Origin of the sequence: Pseudomonas sp. THAF187a (assembly GCF_009363395.1) — a bacterium.
Lineage (GTDB): Bacteria > Pseudomonadota > Gammaproteobacteria > Pseudomonadales > Pseudomonadaceae > Aquipseudomonas > Aquipseudomonas khazarica.
Genome location: NZ_CP045349.1, coordinates 4,224,763 through 4,240,931, shown reverse-complemented (window position 1 = coordinate 4,240,931; position 16,169 = coordinate 4,224,763). Strand labels below are relative to the sequence as shown.

The 16,169-nt window shown below is 63.8% G+C and carries 18 protein-coding genes; 7 read left to right on the top strand and 11 right to left on the bottom strand.

Going from position 1 to position 16,169, the window contains the following annotated elements; all coding sequences use genetic code 11:
- Positions 1-261: 261 nt before the first annotated feature.
- The gene (locus FIV02_RS19695) at positions 262-1,089 is read left to right on the top strand and encodes an arylamine N-acetyltransferase (RefSeq protein ID WP_152489569.1); all 828 of its coding nucleotides are present in this window, start codon (positions 262-264) and stop codon (positions 1,087-1,089) included.
- Positions 1,090-1,314: 225 nt separating this feature from the next.
- Here the strand turns inward: FIV02_RS19695 and FIV02_RS19690 are convergent, their stop codons facing one another.
- From FIV02_RS19690 to FIV02_RS19645, 10 genes are all read right to left on the bottom strand, one after another.
- The gene (locus FIV02_RS19690) at positions 1,315-2,142 is read right to left on the bottom strand and encodes an NYN domain-containing protein (RefSeq protein ID WP_152489568.1); all 828 of its coding nucleotides are present in this window, start codon (positions 2,140-2,142) and stop codon (positions 1,315-1,317) included.
- 117 nt (positions 2,143-2,259) lie between these two features.
- Positions 2,260-3,771, bottom strand: coding sequence for a SulP family inorganic anion transporter (locus tag FIV02_RS19685; RefSeq protein WP_152489567.1), 1,512 nt, complete (start codon positions 3,769-3,771; stop codon positions 2,260-2,262).
- Between the two features lie 237 nt (positions 3,772-4,008).
- Positions 4,009-4,575 carry a YiiX/YebB-like N1pC/P60 family cysteine hydrolase gene (locus FIV02_RS19680; RefSeq protein ID WP_172979180.1) on the bottom strand — a complete coding sequence of 189 codons (567 nt, stop codon included), beginning with the start codon at positions 4,573-4,575 and terminating at the stop codon, positions 4,009-4,011.
- A gap of 50 nt (positions 4,576-4,625) precedes the next feature.
- Complete coding sequence (locus FIV02_RS19675; protein ID WP_167494321.1) at positions 4,626-5,027, bottom strand: DUF4878 domain-containing protein; 402 nt, start codon at positions 5,025-5,027, stop codon at positions 4,626-4,628.
- Positions 5,028-5,161: 134 nt separating this feature from the next.
- The gene (locus tag FIV02_RS19670; RefSeq protein WP_152489565.1) at positions 5,162-5,398 is read right to left on the bottom strand and encodes a hypothetical protein; all 237 of its coding nucleotides are present in this window, start codon (positions 5,396-5,398) and stop codon (positions 5,162-5,164) included.
- 358 nt (positions 5,399-5,756) lie between these two features.
- Positions 5,757-6,461, bottom strand: coding sequence for a lipopolysaccharide kinase InaA family protein (locus FIV02_RS19665; RefSeq protein ID WP_152489564.1), 705 nt, complete (start codon positions 6,459-6,461; stop codon positions 5,757-5,759).
- A gap of 220 nt (positions 6,462-6,681) precedes the next feature.
- Positions 6,682-8,328 carry a chaperonin GroEL gene (gene groL, locus FIV02_RS19660; protein ID WP_152489563.1) on the bottom strand — a complete coding sequence of 549 codons (1,647 nt, stop codon included), beginning with the start codon at positions 8,326-8,328 and terminating at the stop codon, positions 6,682-6,684.
- A gap of 48 nt (positions 8,329-8,376) precedes the next feature.
- Entirely contained in the window at positions 8,377-8,670 is a 294-nt protein-coding gene (locus FIV02_RS19655; protein WP_037050970.1) for a co-chaperone GroES, read from the bottom strand.
- Between the two features lie 324 nt (positions 8,671-8,994).
- Entirely contained in the window at positions 8,995-9,444 is a 450-nt protein-coding gene (locus FIV02_RS19650) for an FxsA family protein (RefSeq protein ID WP_037050969.1), read from the bottom strand.
- Between the two features lie 71 nt (positions 9,445-9,515).
- Positions 9,516-10,244 (bottom strand): HugZ family protein, encoded by a 729-nt coding sequence (locus FIV02_RS19645; RefSeq protein ID WP_152489562.1) that lies wholly within the window; start codon positions 10,242-10,244, stop codon positions 9,516-9,518.
- A gap of 108 nt (positions 10,245-10,352) precedes the next feature.
- Between FIV02_RS19645 and FIV02_RS19640 the strand changes: the two genes are divergently transcribed.
- On the top strand, positions 10,353-11,111 hold the full coding sequence (locus FIV02_RS19640) for an SDR family oxidoreductase (protein ID WP_152489561.1): 759 nt from the start codon (positions 10,353-10,355) through the stop codon (positions 11,109-11,111).
- A gap of 149 nt (positions 11,112-11,260) precedes the next feature.
- Here FIV02_RS19640 and FIV02_RS19635 read toward each other — a convergent pair whose 3' ends face one another.
- On the bottom strand, positions 11,261-12,229 hold the full coding sequence (locus FIV02_RS19635; protein ID WP_152489560.1) for a polyprenyl synthetase family protein: 969 nt from the start codon (positions 12,227-12,229) through the stop codon (positions 11,261-11,263).
- A 246-nt stretch (positions 12,230-12,475) separates the two neighbouring features.
- Between FIV02_RS19635 and rplU the strand changes: the two genes are divergently transcribed.
- The 5 genes from rplU to FIV02_RS19610 all read left to right on the top strand — a co-directional run bounded on the left by rplU (position 12,476) and on the right by FIV02_RS19610 (position 16,123).
- A complete protein-coding gene (gene rplU / locus FIV02_RS19630) occupies positions 12,476-12,787 on the top strand; it encodes a 50S ribosomal protein L21 (RefSeq protein ID WP_037050963.1) in 312 nt (103 codons plus the stop codon).
- Between the two features lie 37 nt (positions 12,788-12,824).
- Positions 12,825-13,082: a 50S ribosomal protein L27 gene (gene rpmA, locus FIV02_RS19625; RefSeq protein WP_031303584.1), complete on the top strand. Its 258-nt coding sequence runs from the start codon at positions 12,825-12,827 to the stop codon at positions 13,080-13,082.
- A 140-nt stretch (positions 13,083-13,222) separates the two neighbouring features.
- Positions 13,223-14,443, top strand: coding sequence for an Obg family GTPase CgtA (gene cgtA, locus FIV02_RS19620; RefSeq protein WP_037050962.1), 1,221 nt, complete (start codon positions 13,223-13,225; stop codon positions 14,441-14,443).
- 81 nt (positions 14,444-14,524) lie between these two features.
- A complete protein-coding gene (proB, locus tag FIV02_RS19615; protein WP_037050961.1) occupies positions 14,525-15,643 on the top strand; it encodes a glutamate 5-kinase in 1,119 nt (372 codons plus the stop codon).
- An 18-nt stretch (positions 15,644-15,661) separates the two neighbouring features.
- Entirely contained in the window at positions 15,662-16,123 is a 462-nt protein-coding gene (locus tag FIV02_RS19610) for a CreA family protein (protein WP_037050960.1), read from the top strand.
- Positions 16,124-16,169: the final 46 nt, after the last annotated feature.

The following is a 16,169-nucleotide window of genomic DNA, read 5'->3' as shown; positions in this document are numbered from 1 at the left end:
GCCGCCGCAAACCATACCCACTGCCCCGTCGCAGGCTCCTGCAGGAGCGGCTTCAGCTACAGCAGAGTGGACACCATCAGTTCCCTCTTGCGGGTGAGGAGGCTGCACGCGGAACCCGCGAGGGTGGACGAGCTTGGCGTTGCCCACTCTGCTCACTGGCGCTTGGGGGCTGGCTGGCGCAAATCGATCAGGGTGATTCGTATATCGCTCGTTCCGCTTCTCTGCTACAAACCGTCCACCGGACGACGAGGACGATGCGCGATGAGCGAACCCTTCATGCTGGAACTGCAACGGTACCTGGAGCGCCTGGGCTATGCCTCGGCGCCGGCAGCGACCCTCGACAATCTGCGCGAGCTGCAGAGGCGGCACACCGCCGAGTTCGCCTTCGAAACGCTGTCGACCATGCTGCGTGTGCCGGTGGAGGTCGAGCCCGCTGCGATCCAGGACAAGCTGCTGCATCAGGGCCGTGGGGGTTACTGCTTCGAACTCAATCGCCTGTTCCTGCTGCTGTTGCAGGCGCTGGGTTTCGACGCGCGCGGCCTGACCGGGCGCGTGGTGATGGGCGGTCCGGAAGACGCCCTGCCGGCGCGTACCCACATGCTGGTGCTGGTGACGCTCGAAGGCGTGTGCTACATCACCGACGTCGGTTTCGGTGGCATGGTGCCGACCGGTCCCTTGCTGCTCGACAGCGAGGCCGAACAGGCCACGCCGCATGAGGCCTATCGACTGTCGCACGTGGATGGCACCTACACCCTGCGCGCGCGGGTGGCCGACAGTTGGCGGGCGATGTACGTGTTCGATCTGCAGGCGGTGGCGGATATCGACTACGTGGTGGGCAACTGGTACGTGTGCACCCACCCGGACTCGCCGTTTCTCGGCCAGATGATCGCCGCGCGCACCGGGCCGGGGCTGCGCAAGACACTCAACAACGGCAGCTTCGCGATCCACCGCCTGGGCCAGGCGAGCGAGCGGGTGCAGTTGGACAGTGTCGATGAGGTGCTGAGGGTGCTGCGCGACGAATTCGGGATTCGACCGCCCGAACATCCCGAGCTTCGGCAAATCATCGGAGGCTTGATCGCGGGAGTGTGAAGGCAAGGCCGCTGGTATCGCCACGCTCCTGTAGGAGCGGCTTCAGCCGCGATAACCCTGGGATGTCAGCTGATCTCAGCGACAAACTGCGATCGGCTTCCGTATACCAGCGCAAGCTGGAGTGGCGAAGCAAAAAGGATGCGCTATGCACCGCCTCTCTATCACCTCAGCGCCACATATCGTCCTGGCAGGAAGTCCCCATCCCAACCTGGCGCATGCGTCTGATCATTTGCTCTGCTTTCGATTTCTCACGGCAAGAGATTGGCCACCCGTAGTGGTCGCACCCAGGACCTGCAGTTCGAAGCGTCCATTCTGCGCCTTGATCAGATCGCTCAGCTTCTTGAATCCGTACATCCGCGAGTCGAAGTCCGAGCGCAGCTTGCTGATATTCGAACCGAGCAGACCCAAGTGGCACCAACCATCCTCATCGGAGTTGTCGTCGATCACTTTGGCAATGAAGTCCACTGGCACTTTCAGCGGTTTAACCTTGCTTGGTGCCGGTTGCGCTGCAGGTTTGCTTTCCGGTGTGGTGGCAGACGGTGATGGCGCCGCCGACACATCGTTGGTGGGGGCTTCCGATTCTGCCGAGGGGGCGTCGTTACGCAGCAATTCGGTGTAGATGAACTTGTCGCAGGCCGAGACGAAAGGCTTGGGCGTCTTCTGCTCACCGAAGCCGATCACTTCCAGTCCTTCTTCGCGTATCCGCGCTGCCAGACGGGTGAAGTCGCTGTCACTGGATACCAGGCAGAAGCCTTCGAAGCGCCGAGTGTAGAGAAGGTCCATTGCATCGATGATCAGCGAGCTGTCAGTGGCGTTCTTGCCCTTGGTGTAGGCGAACTGCTGGATCGGCTGGATGGAATGGTCAAGCAGCACTTTCTTCCAGCTGCCCAGGTTGGGTTGTGTCCAGTCGCCATAGATGCGCTTGACGCTGGCGACGCCGTACTTGGCGATCTCTTCGAAGAGGCCTTCGACAATGGCGGCGGGGGCGTTGTCGGCGTCGATCAGTACGGCGAAGTGCTTGTGCTGGCGGGAGGTGCTGGGCTTGCTGGCCATGGTGCGTCCTGGCTGGGCGATGGGCCGACCTTACTGCGAATGATTGCATCGCACCATAGTCCATCCGTCCATCCATTGACCTGGCTCACCCGAGGGCACGAGTGAGCCACGGAGCGATCAGGCCAGCGCCGTGCGCTGCCGGCCCTCGACCCGGCGTTTCAGTGCCGCCCCTTCGACGATCACCAGCCCGCCGCCCTGGGCGCGGGCGGAGCGGTCCCAGTCCTGCAGCAGTTCCATGCAGGCGTGGTCGATGTAGCTGACGCGCGCCAGGTTCAGGTGCAGGCGCGTGCCGGGTTCGACACGAGCGAGGTGTTCGGCCAGTTGGGGAACGCGGAGGAAGGTGGCGGCGCCGCGCATGCGCAGTTCTGCCTTGCCGGGGGCAGTTTCGACGAGCCGGATGCGCAGCCGGGAGGCGCTCCACAGCAGCTTGGCCAGGGTCAGGGCAAAGCCCAGCAGTACGCCGCTCAGCAGGTCGGTGAAGACGATGCACAGCGCCGTGGCGGCGTAGATGATTACCGGGATGCGTCCGTACTGGCCGAGGTTGCGCATGGCCCTGGGGTCGACCAGCTTGCAGCCGGTGTACACCAGTACCGCGCCGAGGCTGGCCACCGGGATGCTCTGCAGCAGGCCGGGGAGGAGGGCGACCAGGGCCAGCAGCCAGGCCCCGTGGAGGATGGTCGAGGCGCGGCTGCGGGCGCCGGCCTGGACGTTGGCCGAGCTGCGTACGATCACCCCGGTCATCGGCAAGGCACCGACAGCGCCGCAGAGCATGTTGCCGATGCCCTGGGCGGACAGTTCGCGGTTGAAGCGGGCGCGCGGGCCATCGTGCATGCGGTCTACCGCTGCGGCGGAGAGCAGGGTCTCGGCGCTGGCGATGAAGGCCATCGCCAGGGCAGCGATCAGCAGCTGCGGATCGGCCAGGCTGGCCAGCCCCTGCGGAGTAATCCAGTCGATGGCGTCGCCGAGATTGGCCGGCAGTTCCACGCGTTTGACCGGCAAGGCCAGCCACAGGCTGACCAGTGTGGCGAGGGTCACGCCGACCAGGGCGCCGGGCAGAAAACGCAGGGACGCGGGGCGGTAGCGCTCCCACAGCCCCATGCTGACAAGGGTGCCGAGGCCGACTGCACCGGCGATCATCGCGTTGCCACCGAACAGGCTCAGCGCATCGCCCACGGCGCCGGGGAAGGCCAGCAGGTTGTCCAGGCCGGAAGCCCTGGGCGCGGCATCGATCATCACGTGCACCTGCGACAGCACGATGAGGATGCCGATACCGGCGAGCATGCCGTAGACCACGGCGGGCGCCGTTACACGAAACCAGCCGCCCAGACGCAACGAGCCGGCGACCAGCTGGATCAGGCCGGCGAGCAGCAGTACCGGGCCGAGCGCGGCCATGCCCTGGGTGCGCACCAGCTCGAACACGAGGACGGCGAGCCCCGCCGCCGGGCCACTGACCTGCAGCGGCGCGCCCGCGAGAAAACCGACCACCAGGCCACCGATGATGCCGGTGATCAGGCCCTTGGCCGGCGGCATGCCGGAGGCGATGGCGATGCCCATGCACAGCGGCAGGGCGACGAGAAAGACCACCACGGATGCCAGTGCGTCCCGTGGCAGTGCGCGAAGTGCGTTCATCGGGCGTCCTCCTTGCCCGTGTTGCGGGTAGGGCTGGCCACGCCCGTGTCATCGATGGCGCGGGCCACTGGGCGTGGCGTCCGGTTGGCGGGGGTGGTGCGGAGCATGGGGACCTCTCCTGGTCTGGCGTGACTGGATCGCTCGTTGCGAGCAAGGGCGTGACCATACGGTCACGCTTCGGCCAGACGATAGGGAGGCTGACTTAAGTGAAGCTGAATGGCGCCGTCCGAAGTGCCATTACTCGACGATCGAGTAGCGATATAGCCAGGTAATGCCTGGATATTCGGCGAATGCGCGAGGGAACAGATATTCGCCATGAAACACCGGCAGGTCCAGCCGTTGCCACTGCGGAGCGAACCCGGGGTGCTGCATGCGGATCGCATCGGCGAGCAGGGTGGTGCAGTAGCGATGCGCCAGGTTGCGTGGCTCCAGCAGGAACGGCTGGCCGACCTCGTCACGCACGGCGGCGCTGACCTGCAGGCGTTGCTCGGCATCGAGAAAGTCCGGCCTGGCGATGGCGAAGGCGCGCGCGTGGCGTGGGTCGACGAACTCGGTCAGGGGGCTGAGCAGGACCTGGTCGGGGCGTTCGGGATCGTCATCGGTGGTGGCGTGTGCCACCAGCGCCTGGGGCGAGGTGCTCACGATCATGCCGATGTGCGAGTAGTCGCCACCGCCGACCTGCTGGATCAGGCGGCTCTCGCGCGACGGGCCGAGGCGAAACACCCAGTCGCCGTTCTGCACGGGCGGCAGGCTGCGTTCTGGGGCGCTGACGGAGGGTTGTGGCTGGAGGCTGGCCAGCGCCACGGTGGCGCCGGCCAGCAGCAGGCTCAGGCACAGCCCGAGACGCAGGCGGCTCAGATCTTGATCTTCCAGTCGCCGTCGACCTTGTTCAGGCGCAGTCGCTCGGTCTTGGGTTTGGCATCGCTGTTGTTGAAGTGAACGATGGCCTCGATGCGGGCCTGGCTGTCGTCGTTCGACAGGGTTGGCGCCTGCACCTCGATACGATCCAGGCCACCCTGGCTTTCGGTGTACTTCTCGGTGCGGGCCAGCTGGGCGCTGAGCTTGCCGCGAACCAGCGCGACTTCTTCGTCGCCGGTGCCTTCAGGAACGTCGATGTACTCGAACAGTGCGTCGACGTCGTTGCCGTAGGCCGCCTGCAGGAAGGCTTCGGCAATGCCTTCGGGGGTGTTGTTCGGGCCGCCGCAGCCAGTGAGCAGCAATGTAGCGGCGAGTGCGTAGATCCAGCGCTTGAGCATGGTGACTTCCTTGTGAGTCGCTTCCGTTGGGGCGGCGATGATAGCCCCAGGCTCAGGCTGGATCAGTGATGCAGCGAACATTTGCACAAGCGGGTGCGCGGGTCTCCCGGTGACGGGGTGACGGGGTGACGGGGCTATTGTTCGCCTTTCATCGCGCCGCTCAGGCCGAACATCAATACCAGCAGGTTGGCATCCGGTTTCACGGCAGGTTGCACGTGCTTGCGCAACGGGGCGGTGGGGCAGGGGGCCTGGGCCGTGCAGTCGTGCGCGTCCAGTACGCGCGGACCGGGCTCCTGCCAGGCTGCGGCGGCGATTGCCGTTACGCTGAGGGCGAGGCCAAGGAACAAACCTCGAGCTACTTCTAATTTCATTTTGCTAACCCCTTGATAGCGCTGCCAAACGCTGTTCGCTAAACCTAGATCACCCACCGCCTCGTCGCCGATCTGCGCGACGAGCGGTCATTGCGTATGGCTGGCACCCTCCAGGGGCTGAGCTGAGACATGCTCCGCCGCGGATGGTTCAATCCTGTGCTGGGTAACGCTTGGGCGTAACCTTTGGTGCCCGTACTGGGCACCTGTAACAGCCGGCCCTGGCAGTTGGCGTCTTGGCGATGCCTGTCACTACCTGGCGCAAAGGTGCGAGGTAGAGCCACGTCCTGGTGGGGGGAGTTGCGGGTGAAGCGGGTTGCAGCCAAAGCGAGACTGCCGGCACGGACCGGCAGCCGGATGGTTACGCAAGAGGTGTGCCGAGACCTCGTGCGCCCTCGGCGAAAATTTCACGGTAGCCGGTCAGCACCAGCTGCCAGTCCGCATCGGACCAGGGGCTGTGGCGGCGCAGTTGCGGCAGGTCGTGCTGGGCGGCCTGGACTCGCGTCAGGCGGCGACGGCTCTTTTCCAGGTCCAGCAGGGCGACCTGCGGCGTTTCGCCGTCGATACGGACGAAGATGTGCTTGGCGTACAGGCAACCGTGCTGCCAGCGCCCCAGGTGCATGCGCGCCAGGGTTGCACCAACAAGTTGCAGCAGCTGAGCATGCACGGCCTCGCCGCAGGCCTCGCGGCCGCCATTCTCGTACCACACTTCGATGTTCTCGAAGCCTTCCAGCTCTTCGGTCACCAGCAGGCCGCACCAGCCTTGCTGGGCGTCGTAGTTGATGCCGCAGTAGATCATCTTCGGCACCAGCACGCCCAGGGCGGGTAGTGCCTGCAGGGCTCTGCGCTCGCGCAGTACGGTAGGACGTCCCTGCGGATACAGCAGGCTGCGGTAGATGTGGCCCACCTGCTTCTTGGCGTAGAGCACGCCGCTCTGATCCAGCAGGCGCTGTACGCCACTCTCTCCACCGCGCCGAACGTTGGGTTCTTCTACCCAGTCACCGTTTTTCTGCCACCAGTGTTGAAAGGCCTGCCGGGAAGGTTCAGTCGTGCTGCATAGAGGCATGTTGTTCTTCTTCTGTTGGAGGTTTGCGCAGCGTCCGCCTCGTGAACGGTTACTACGTCGTTCAGGGTTGTAACGAAACATAAGCAAACAGCGTTCCGAGGTCCACGATAAATGACCCTATGTCGCATTTTCGTCTTAGAACGACGGGGGAACTTTTTTCGGGCAATAAAAAACCCCGCGACTGGCGCGGGGTTCCTGGTACAGCTGAGGGCCGACTGGCTTACATCATGCCGCCCATGCCACCCATGCCGCCCATGCCACCCATGTCAGGCATGGCCGGAGCCTTGTCGTCAGCCGATTCGGCGACCATGGCTTCGGTGGTGATCATCAGGCCGCCGATGGACGCAGCAGCCTGCAGCGCCGAACGGGTGACCTTGGCCGGGTCGAGAATACCCATCTCGATCATGTCGCCGTAGGTGTCGGTCGCGGCGTTGAAGCCGAAGTTGCCCGAACCCTGCTTGACCTTGTCGACCACGACGCTCGGCTCGCCACCGGCGTTGGAAACGATCTGACGCAGCGGTGCTTCGACAGCGCGACGCAGCAGAGCGATACCGACGTTCTGGTCTTCGTTGTCGCCTTTCAGACCTTCGATGGCCAGCAGAGCGCGCACCAGGGCAACGCCACCGCCAGGCACCACGCCTTCTTCCACTGCAGCGCGGGTGGCGTGCAGGGCGTCTTCAACGCGGGCTTTCTTCTCTTTCATCTCGACTTCGGTGGCAGCGCCAACCTTGATCACGGCAACACCGCCAGCCAGTTTGGCCAGACGCTCTTGCAGCTTCTCTTTGTCGTAGTCGGAGGAGGTTTCTTCGACCTGCTTGCGGATCTGCGCAACGCGGGCTTCGATGTCGACCTGAGCACCAGCACCGTCGATGATGGTGGTGTTGTCCTTGTTCAGGACGACGCGCTTGGCGTTACCCAGGTGCTCCAGAGTGGCGCCTTCCAGGGACAGGCCGACTTCTTCGGAGATCACGGTGCCGCCGGTCAGGATGGCGATGTCCTGCAGCATGGCCTTGCGGCGGTCGCCGAAGCCCGGAGCCTTGACGGCAGCAACCTTGACGATGCCGCGCATGTTGTTGACCACCAGAGTGGCCAGGGCTTCGCCTTCCACGTCTTCGGCAACGATCAGCAGCGGACGGCCAGCCTTGGCAACGGCTTCCAGAACCGGCAGCAGTTCGCGGATGTTGCTGATCTTCTTGTCGACCAGCAGCAGCAGCGGGCTTTCCAGCTCGGCAACCATGGTGTCCGGCTTGTTGATGAAGTAGGGGGACAGGTAGCCACGGTCGAACTGCATGCCTTCCACGACGGACAGTTCGTTTTCCAGGCCCGAGCCTTCTTCAACGGTGATGACGCCTTCTTTGCCGACCTTGTCCATGGCTTCGGCGATGATGTCACCGATGGAGTTGTCGGAGTTGGCGGAGATGGTGCCTACCTGGGCGATGGCCTTGGAGTCGGCGCACGGCTTGGCCAGGTCTTTCAGCTGGGCAACGATGGCCGCGGTGGCCTTGTCGATGCCGCGCTTCAGGTCCATCGGGTTCATGCCGGCAGCGACGGACTTCAGGCCTTCGTTGACGATGGCTTGAGCCAGAACGGTAGCGGTGGTGGTGCCGTCACCGGCAGCGTCGTTGGCCTTGGACGCAACGTCCTTGACCAGCTGGGCGCCCATGTTCTCGAAGGCGTCCTTCAGTTCGATTTCCTTGGCAACCGAAACACCGTCTTTGGTGATGGTCGGGGCGCCGAAGGATTTGGCCAGAACCACGTTACGACCTTTCGGGCCGAGGGTGGCTTTGACGGCGTCGGCCAGTACGTTGACGCCAACGAGCATTTTCTTGCGGGCGGAATCGCCAAACTTGACTTCTTTAGCAGCCATCTTGATCAGTCCTCAAATTCTTGAAGGTTAAACGGAGATTCGTCGGAATCAGGCTTCGACGACAGCGAGGATTTCGCTCTCGCCCATCACCAGCAGGTCTTCGCCGTCGACTTTGACGGTGTTGCTGCCGGAGTAAGGGCCGAATACCACCTTGTCACCGACCTTGACGGCCAGCGGACGGACTTCGCCGTTATCCAGAACCTTGCCGGTACCGACGGCAACGACTTCACCCTGGTTCGGCTTCTCGGCGGCCGAGCCCGGCAGCACGATGCCGCCTGCGGTTTTGGTCTCTTCTTCGCTGCGACGGATCACGACGCGGTCATGCAGAGGACGAAGCTTCATTGTCGATCTCTCCTAACAATTGAATGGCCAACTTGCCGACTCTTGTCTGGTCGGCGGGTTTGTAAAATCCGGCGGGGCCGGGTGCGGCGCGCTGTGCGCACCGCGAAAGTCGGACTGCCTCGTAGGGCAGGCACCTTGCGGTGACTGCTACATGTGGGCGGGCGGAGACATTTCAAGGGGAGGTGGAGAATTTTTTTGCGTGTGCGGTCGGCGTTATTTGGGTAAGACCGAGGATTGGCGGCCGATGCGCTTGTCGCAGCAGCCTGCTGCGCTCAACAGCAGGTCTGCCGGGGGATCGCTGCAGGCGAGTGCCTGTGGCGTGAATCAGTCGCGGCGTTCGTATTCGCCTTCGAGCACATTGGGGTGCGTCTTGCCGGCGCGGGCGGCGGCATCGTCGAAGAACGCGCGTTGGCGCAGGGCCTGCTCCTCGGCGCGGCGACGGATCTTGCCGACCAGCAGGCGGCGGGTGAAGGGAAGCAGGCAGAGCACGCCGAAGATATCGCTGATGAAGCCCGGCAGCAGCAGCAGGCCACCGCCGACCGCGATCAGCAGGCCTTCGAGCATTTCCTGCTCGGGCATCTCGCCGCGGGCCAGCTTCTCACGGGCGCGCCAGGCCGTGGCGACACCGGCCACGCGGAGCAGGACGCTGCCAAGAATGGCGGTCCCGATCACCAGCAGGACCGTCGGCAGCACGCCGATGGCACCGCCGACCTTGATCAGGACGGCCAGCTCGATGATCGGGAACAGCAGGAACAGAAACAGAAACGCACGCATGATCGGAGAATCCTTGGCGGAAGCGAACTTCCAATAGGGAGTAAGTATGGGGCTTTGGCCTGAATTCAAGCTTAAGCGATGCCAGGCTCGGGCCATTTGTCGGCGCGGGCCAGCGCCACCAGGGCTGCGCGCACCTGTCCGGGGTTGTTGCAGGATGTTGGGAAGGGCAGCCAGTGCAGGCTCTGGCCGATGCGCAGGTGGAAACCTTCGCTGTCGACACCGGCCATCTGCGCCGGTTCATGCTGCGGCAGCTCGGCCATTTCGACGTAGTGGGCAATGGCCGTGGCATGGTCCTCGTTCATGTGCTCGACCATGCTCGTTTCACTGCCGTCCGTCGTGAAGGGGTTGGCCAGTGCGACCTGGTCGAGCCAGTGAATGGCGCCAAAACCGCCAATGAAGCGCCAGCGCACCGGCTCCAGCCGCCAGAAATCGAAGTCATGCGCCCGATGGTAGTCGCGCGACTGGGGGAAAAAGCGGTAATAACGCTGGGCGGCTGCCTCTATTTCGTCTTCGTCATGCAACTGTCGTGCTTCGGCGAGCAAAGTAAGGCGACCGACCGCCTGCACATCCTCTGCGCCGCGCTCGCCGACCAATAGCGAGCACTTGGCGTCCTGCCCGAGGTTATGGGTGTGCTGGGCGATGCGGCTGATCAGGATCAGTGGCCGGCCCTCGGCGTCCAGGCAGTAGGGCACTACCGATCCGAAAGGGAAGCCCGGCATGGCCTTGGAGTGGGTGCTGAGCACGCCACGGTATTCCTTGAGCAGCAATTCTCGTGCATGCTTGCCGGCTTTCACGCTCACCTTATGACTCCTCGCAAAGAATCCGTCATCAACGGACAGACGCCCTAGCATAGCGCTTCAAGGGCATCAGCGGGGTCGGTAAATGCTGCACCTTGAGGGGATAAAGCGATGCAACTGAAAGACAAAGTCATCATCATCACTGGCGGTTGCCAGGGACTGGGCCGCGCCATGGGTGAGTACCTGGCGGCCAAGGGCGCCAAGCTGGCGCTGGTCGATCTGAACCAGGAGAAACTCGACGAAGCCGTGGCGGCCTGCAAGGCGGCCGGTGGCGATGCGCGTGCCTACCTGTGCAACGTCGCCGATGAAGAGCAGGTCACCCACATGGTCGCCCAGGTCGCCGACGACTTCGGCGCCATCAATGGCCTGGTCAACAATGCCGGCATCCTGCGCGATGGTCTGACCATCCGTGTGAAGGATGGCGAAATGACCAAGATGAGCCTGGCGCAATGGCAGGCGGTGATCGACGTCAACCTGACCGGCGTGTTCCTCTGCACCCGTGAAGTGGCGGCGAAGATGATCGAGCTGAAGAACGAGGGTGCGATCGTCAACATCTCCTCGATCTCCCGTGCCGGCAACATGGGCCAGGCCAACTACTCCGCCGCCAAGGCCGGTGTCGCTGCCGATACCGTGGTCTGGGCCAAGGAGCTGGCGCGTTACGGCATTCGTGTCGCCGGCGTGGCGCCGGGCTTCATCGAAACCGAGATGACCGGCAGCATGAAGCCGGAAGCCCTGGAGAAGATGACGGCGGGCATCCCGCTCAAGCGCATGGGCAAACCGGCCGAGATCGCTCACTCGGTGGCCTATATCCTGGAGAACGACTACTACACCGGTCGTATCCTGGAGCTGGACGGCGGCCTGCGTCTGTAATTCGCGCCGCGATAACGAAAACGCCCCGACTGGTTCGGGGCGTTTTCGTTTGCGCCTGGATACTGTAGCCCGGATGCAATCCGGGGAATGGCCAGGTGCAGAGAATCCCGGATTGCATCCGGGCTACGGGCGATTAGGGTGCGATATGGTCAGTGGGTGCGCGCCACGGCGAAGCGGCTCAGCTCGATCAGGGCGTCGCGGTATTCACCCTGCGGCAGGACTTCCAGGCAGGCGATGGCGCGCTCGGCGTAGTCGCGCGCGAGCCTGGCGGTGTAGTCCAGGGCGCCGGCAGCTTCCACGGCGGCGCGGATGCTCTCCAGGTCCTCGATGCCACCCTTCTGGATCGCACGGCGTACCAGGGCAGCCTGCTCTTCGGTGCCTTCGCGCATGGTGTAGATCAGCGGCAGGGTCGGCTTGCCCTCGGCCAGGTCGTCACCGACGTTCTTGCCCAGGCTGGCGGCGTCGCCCTTGTAGTCGAGCAGATCGTCGACCAGTTGGAAGGCGATGCCCAGGTGATCACCGAAGGTGCGCAGGGCCTCGCGCTGCGTCTCGTCGGCATTGGCCAGGGCGGCTGCGGCATGGGTGGAGGCCTCGAAGAGCATCGCGGTCTTGCCGCGGATGACCTCCATGTAGGTCTCTTCCGTGGTGCTGGCGTCACGGACCTTGGACAGCTGCAGCACTTCGCCCTCGGCGATCACGCGGGTGGCGTGGGAGAGGATCTTCATCACCGGCATGGAGCCGAGTTCGACCATCATTTCGAAGGAGCGGGAATAAAGGAAGTCGCCCACCAGCACGCTTGGCGCGTTGCCCCACTGGGCGTTGGCGGTGCTGCGGCCACGGCGCATGTCGGACATGTCGACGACGTCGTCATGCAGCAGTGTCGCGGTGTGCAGGAACTCGATGGTCGCGGCCAGCAGGCGCAGGTCGTTGGCCTGGTAACCCAGCGCACGACCGCTGAGCAAGACCAGCAGCGGGCGCAGGCGTTTGCCACCGGCAGAGATGATATAGTCGCCGATCTTTTCCACCAGCGGCACGCGAGAAACCACCTGTTGGCGGATGATGCCGTCGACGGCGGTGAAATCGTCCGCCACCACGCGGTAGAAAGCCTGGGGTTGCATCGACAAAGGGCGCTCCTTCTAAACTGCGCGGCATGCTAGGTGGCAGGGTAGGGGCTGTCAAGGCAAGCACTTGCGGCCCTTGCGCAGCGTTCGGCGCTTGCGTACAATCGCGCACCCTGAACTTCCCCCTGGGCATTTCCCTGCCTTACGCAATTGCAAGGGTGTCACTTCCGGCCCCGAGCAGCCATGCCAGCCAATAACGACTTTTCTAAAGCGCTGGGTGAGCAGGATCAACGGAGATTTACCATGTACGCAGTAATTGTTACTGGTGGCAAGCAATACAAAGTCACCGAAGGCGAATTCCTCAAGATCGAGAAACTCGAGCTCGCTACTGGCGACGCCGTGACTTTCGATCGCGTTCTGCTGATCGGCAATGGCGACGACGTTAAAATCGGCGCCCCGGTCGTAGACGGTGCCAAAGTGGTTGCCGAAGTCGTTTCGCAAGGCCGTCACGACAAAGTGCGCATCATCAAGTTCCGCCGTCGTAAGCACCACATGAAGCGTCAGGGCCACCGTCAGTGGTTCACTGAGATCAAAATCACCGGTATCCAGGCCTGATTCGTCGGCCCCGATCCCTTTATAGGAGTATTGACTCATGGCACACAAAAAAGCTGGCGGTTCTACCCGTAACGGCCGCGATTCCGAAAGTAAACGCCTTGGCGTGAAAATGTACGGTGGCCAGGTCATCAAGGCCGGCAACATCATCGTGCGTCAGCGCGGCACCCAGTTCCACCCCGGTTTCGGCGTGGGCATCGGCAAGGACCACACCCTCTTCGCTAAAGTCGAAGGCGTGGTCAAGTTCGAAGTGAAGGGCGCTTTCGGCCGTCGCTACGTGAGCGTTGTTCAGGCCTAATCGCCTACGCGCTGGAAAAGCCCTGTCCGTAGGACGGGGCTTTTTTGTTTGTGTATCTTTGGTGCGCTTGCCCAATCCGCTAGTTCTGGATGATTTGGCAAGCGTTCCCCCAGCCCGCAGATGAAGCGGGAGGCAGACTGATGAAATTCGTCGACGAAGTATCGATATTTGTAAAAGCCGGTGACGGCGGTAACGGCATGATGAGCTTCCGCCGCGAGAAGTTCATCGAGAAGGGTGGCCCCAACGGGGGTGACGGTGGTGACGGTGGCTCGGTATTCCTGCAGGCCGACGAGAACCTCAACACCCTGATCGATTACCGCTACACGCGCAAATTCCACGCCCAGAACGGCGAGAAGGGTGGCAGCACCGACTGCACCGGCGCCAAGGGCGAGGACCTGATCCTGCCGGTGCCGGTCGGCACCACGGTGATCGACGTGGCGACGCAGGAAGTGATCGGCGACCTGGTCAAGGCCGGCCAGCGTCTGATGGTCGCTCAGGGTGGCTGGCATGGCCTGGGCAACACGCGCTTCAAGTCCAGCACCAACCGTGCGCCGCGCCAGACTACACCGGGCAAGCCGGGGGACTCGCGCGATCTCAAGCTGGAGCTGAAGGTCCTCGCGGACGTCGGCCTGCTGGGCCTGCCCAATGCCGGCAAGAGTACCTTCATCCGCGCCGTTTCCGCCGCGAAGCCGAAGGTCGCCGACTATCCCTTCACCACCCTGGTGCCGAACCTGGGGGTGGTCAGTGTCGACCGCTTCAAGAGCTTCGTCGTCGCCGATATTCCGGGGCTGATCGAAGGCGCGTCGGAAGGCGCTGGCCTGGGTATTCGCTTCCTCAAGCACCTGGCGCGTACCCGCCTGCTGCTGCACCTGGTGGACATGGCGCCGCTGGACGAGAGCGATCCGGCCGAGGCGGCGCAGGTGATCATCGACGAACTGGGCCGCTTCAGCCCTGCGCTGGCCGAGCGTGACCGCTGGCTGGTGCTGAACAAGATGGACCAGATCCCGGAAGAAGAGCGCGAAGCGCGCAAGGCCGACATCGTTGCCCGCCTCAACTGGCAGGGCCCGGTCTACGTGGTTTCCGCCATCAGCCGCGACGGCACCGAGCGCATCAGTCGCGACATCATGCATTACCTGGAAGTGCGCGGTGAGCGCATCGCCGAGGACCCGGTGTTCGCCGAAGAGGTGGCCGAGCTGGATCAGCGCATCGAGGACGAGGCGCGTGCCCGTCTGCAGGCGCTGGATGACCAGCGTGCGCTGCGCAAGGCTGGGGTACGCAGTGTCGATGATATCGACGAAGACGATGACTTCTTCGACGATGAAGACGACGACGGCCCGGAAATCATCTACGTCCGGGATTAAGCAAATTTTCCAACGCCGCTTAATTGCGGCGTTTTTGTAGGTGGGCTGGAACCCATCGTGTCTGACTAAGGCTGGAAGATCATGCGTGACAAGGTGACCGGCGCGAAGCGCTGGGTGGTGAAGATCGGCAGTGCGTTGCTGACCGCCGACGGGCGTGGCCTGGATCGTGCGGCCATGGCGGTATGGGTCAAGCAGATGGTCGCGCTGCGTGAGCAGGGCGTGGAACTGGTGCTGGTGTCTTCCGGCGCCGTGGCTGCCGGCATGAGCCGCCTGGGCTGGACCAGCCGACCGAGTGCGATGCACGAGCTGCAGGCCGCCGCCGCCATCGGCCAGATGGCGCTGGTGCAGGCCTGGGAGTCGAGCTTTGCCGAGCACAACCGACGCACCGCGCAGATCCTGCTGACCCACGACGATCTTTCCGACCGCAAGCGCTACCTCAACGCACGCAGCACCCTGCGTACGCTGGTGGGCCTGGACGTGGTGCCGGTGATCAACGAGAACGACACGGTGGTCACCGACGAGATCCGCTTCGGCGACAACGATACCCTGGCCGCGCTGGTGGCCAACCTGGTGGAGGCCGATCTGCTGGTGATCCTCACCGACCGCGACGGCATGTACAACGCCGATCCCCGCCACAACCCCGATGCCGAGCTGATTTCCGAAGCGCGTGCCGACGACCCGGCGCTGGACGCCGTGGCCGGTGGCGTGGGCGGCGCGCTGGGGCGCGGCGGCATGCAGACCAAACTGCGCGCCTCGCGCCTGGCGGCACGCTCCGGCGCGCATACCGTGATCGTCGGTGGCGCCATCGAGCAGGTACTGGCCCGCCTGCAGGCTGGCGAGCGCCTGGGCACCCTGCTGGCCCCCGAGCGCGGCCTGCTGGCGGCACGCAAGCAGTGGCTGGCCGGGCATCTGCAGACACGCGGTACCCTGGTGCTCGATGCCGGCGCGGTCAAGGCGCTCAAGCAGGACCACAAGAGCCTGCTGCCCGTGGGTGTGAAGGCGGTGCAGGGGAGTTTCCGCCGCGGTGAGATGGTGGTCTGCGTGGCACCTGATGGTCGCGAGATTGCCCGTGGTCTGGTCAACTACAGCGCGCTGGAGGCGCAGAAGATCATTGGCCAGCCCACCGACGCCATCGAAAAGCTGCTGGGTTACGTCGATGAACCCGAGTTGGTGCACCGGGACAACCTGATCCTGGTCTAGTGAAAGAGGGAGCGAGGCATGCGTCTGTTCAAGGGAATTGCGTTGAGTGTCATGTTGCTGCCGGGGCTGGCACTGGCCGAGACCATCGGCGAGGTGTCCACGGTGTTCAAGTGGCTCGGCCCGAATGACAAGATCGTCGTCGAGGCGTTCGATGATCCCAAGGTGGAGGGCGTGACCTGCTACCTGTCTCGGGCCAAGACCGGCGGCGTGAAGGGCGGGCTCGGACTGGCCGAGGACCGTGCCGAGGCGTCCCTGGCCTGCCGTCAGGTCGGACCGATCACCTTCAAGGGCAAGCTCGAGGACGGCGAGGAGGTGTTCAAGGAGCGCACCTCGCTGGTGTTCAAGACCATGCAGGTGGTGCGTTTCTTCGATGAGCAGCGCAATACCCTGGTGTACCTGGTCTACAGCGACCGGGTGATCGAGGGCAGCCCGCAGAATGCGGTGACCGCCATCCCGATCCTGCCCTGGGGCAAGCCCTGAGGGATCGCACCGGCACTGCACCGATACGTTGCCGCAAGCCATGAAA

What these genes read in the sequence shown, in the direction of transcription:
- cgtA (WP_037050962.1), top strand. Translation starts at nt 13,223, where the DNA reads ATGAAATTCGTCGACGAAGTATCGATATTTGTAAAAGCCGGTGACGGC.
- proB (WP_037050961.1), top strand. Translation starts at nt 14,525, where the DNA reads ATGCGTGACAAGGTGACCGGCGCGAAGCGCTGGGTGGTGAAGATCGGC.
- rplU (WP_037050963.1), top strand. Translation starts at nt 12,476, where the DNA reads ATGTACGCAGTAATTGTTACTGGTGGCAAGCAATACAAAGTCACCGAA.
- FIV02_RS19655 (WP_037050970.1), bottom strand. Translation starts at nt 8,670, where the DNA reads ATGAAGCTTCGTCCTCTGCATGACCGCGTCGTGATCCGTCGCAGCGAA.
- FIV02_RS19640 (WP_152489561.1), top strand. Translation starts at nt 10,353, where the DNA reads ATGCAACTGAAAGACAAAGTCATCATCATCACTGGCGGTTGCCAGGGA.
- FIV02_RS19695 (WP_152489569.1), top strand. Translation starts at nt 262, where the DNA reads ATGAGCGAACCCTTCATGCTGGAACTGCAACGGTACCTGGAGCGCCTG.
- FIV02_RS19670 (WP_152489565.1), bottom strand. Translation starts at nt 5,398, where the DNA reads ATGAAATTAGAAGTAGCTCGAGGTTTGTTCCTTGGCCTCGCCCTCAGC.
- FIV02_RS19690 (WP_152489568.1), bottom strand. Translation starts at nt 2,142, where the DNA reads ATGGCCAGCAAGCCCAGCACCTCCCGCCAGCACAAGCACTTCGCCGTA.
- FIV02_RS19675 (WP_167494321.1), bottom strand. Translation starts at nt 5,027, where the DNA reads ATGCTCAAGCGCTGGATCTACGCACTCGCCGCTACATTGCTGCTCACT.
- groL (WP_152489563.1), bottom strand. Translation starts at nt 8,328, where the DNA reads ATGGCTGCTAAAGAAGTCAAGTTTGGCGATTCCGCCCGCAAGAAAATG.
- FIV02_RS19685 (WP_152489567.1), bottom strand. Translation starts at nt 3,771, where the DNA reads ATGAACGCACTTCGCGCACTGCCACGGGACGCACTGGCATCCGTGGTG.
- FIV02_RS19665 (WP_152489564.1), bottom strand. Translation starts at nt 6,461, where the DNA reads ATGCCTCTATGCAGCACGACTGAACCTTCCCGGCAGGCCTTTCAACAC.
- FIV02_RS19650 (WP_037050969.1), bottom strand. Translation starts at nt 9,444, where the DNA reads ATGCGTGCGTTTCTGTTTCTGTTCCTGCTGTTCCCGATCATCGAGCTG.
- FIV02_RS19635 (WP_152489560.1), bottom strand. Translation starts at nt 12,229, where the DNA reads ATGCAACCCCAGGCTTTCTACCGCGTGGTGGCGGACGATTTCACCGCC.
- rpmA (WP_031303584.1), top strand. Translation starts at nt 12,825, where the DNA reads ATGGCACACAAAAAAGCTGGCGGTTCTACCCGTAACGGCCGCGATTCC.
- FIV02_RS19610 (WP_037050960.1), top strand. Translation starts at nt 15,662, where the DNA reads ATGCGTCTGTTCAAGGGAATTGCGTTGAGTGTCATGTTGCTGCCGGGG.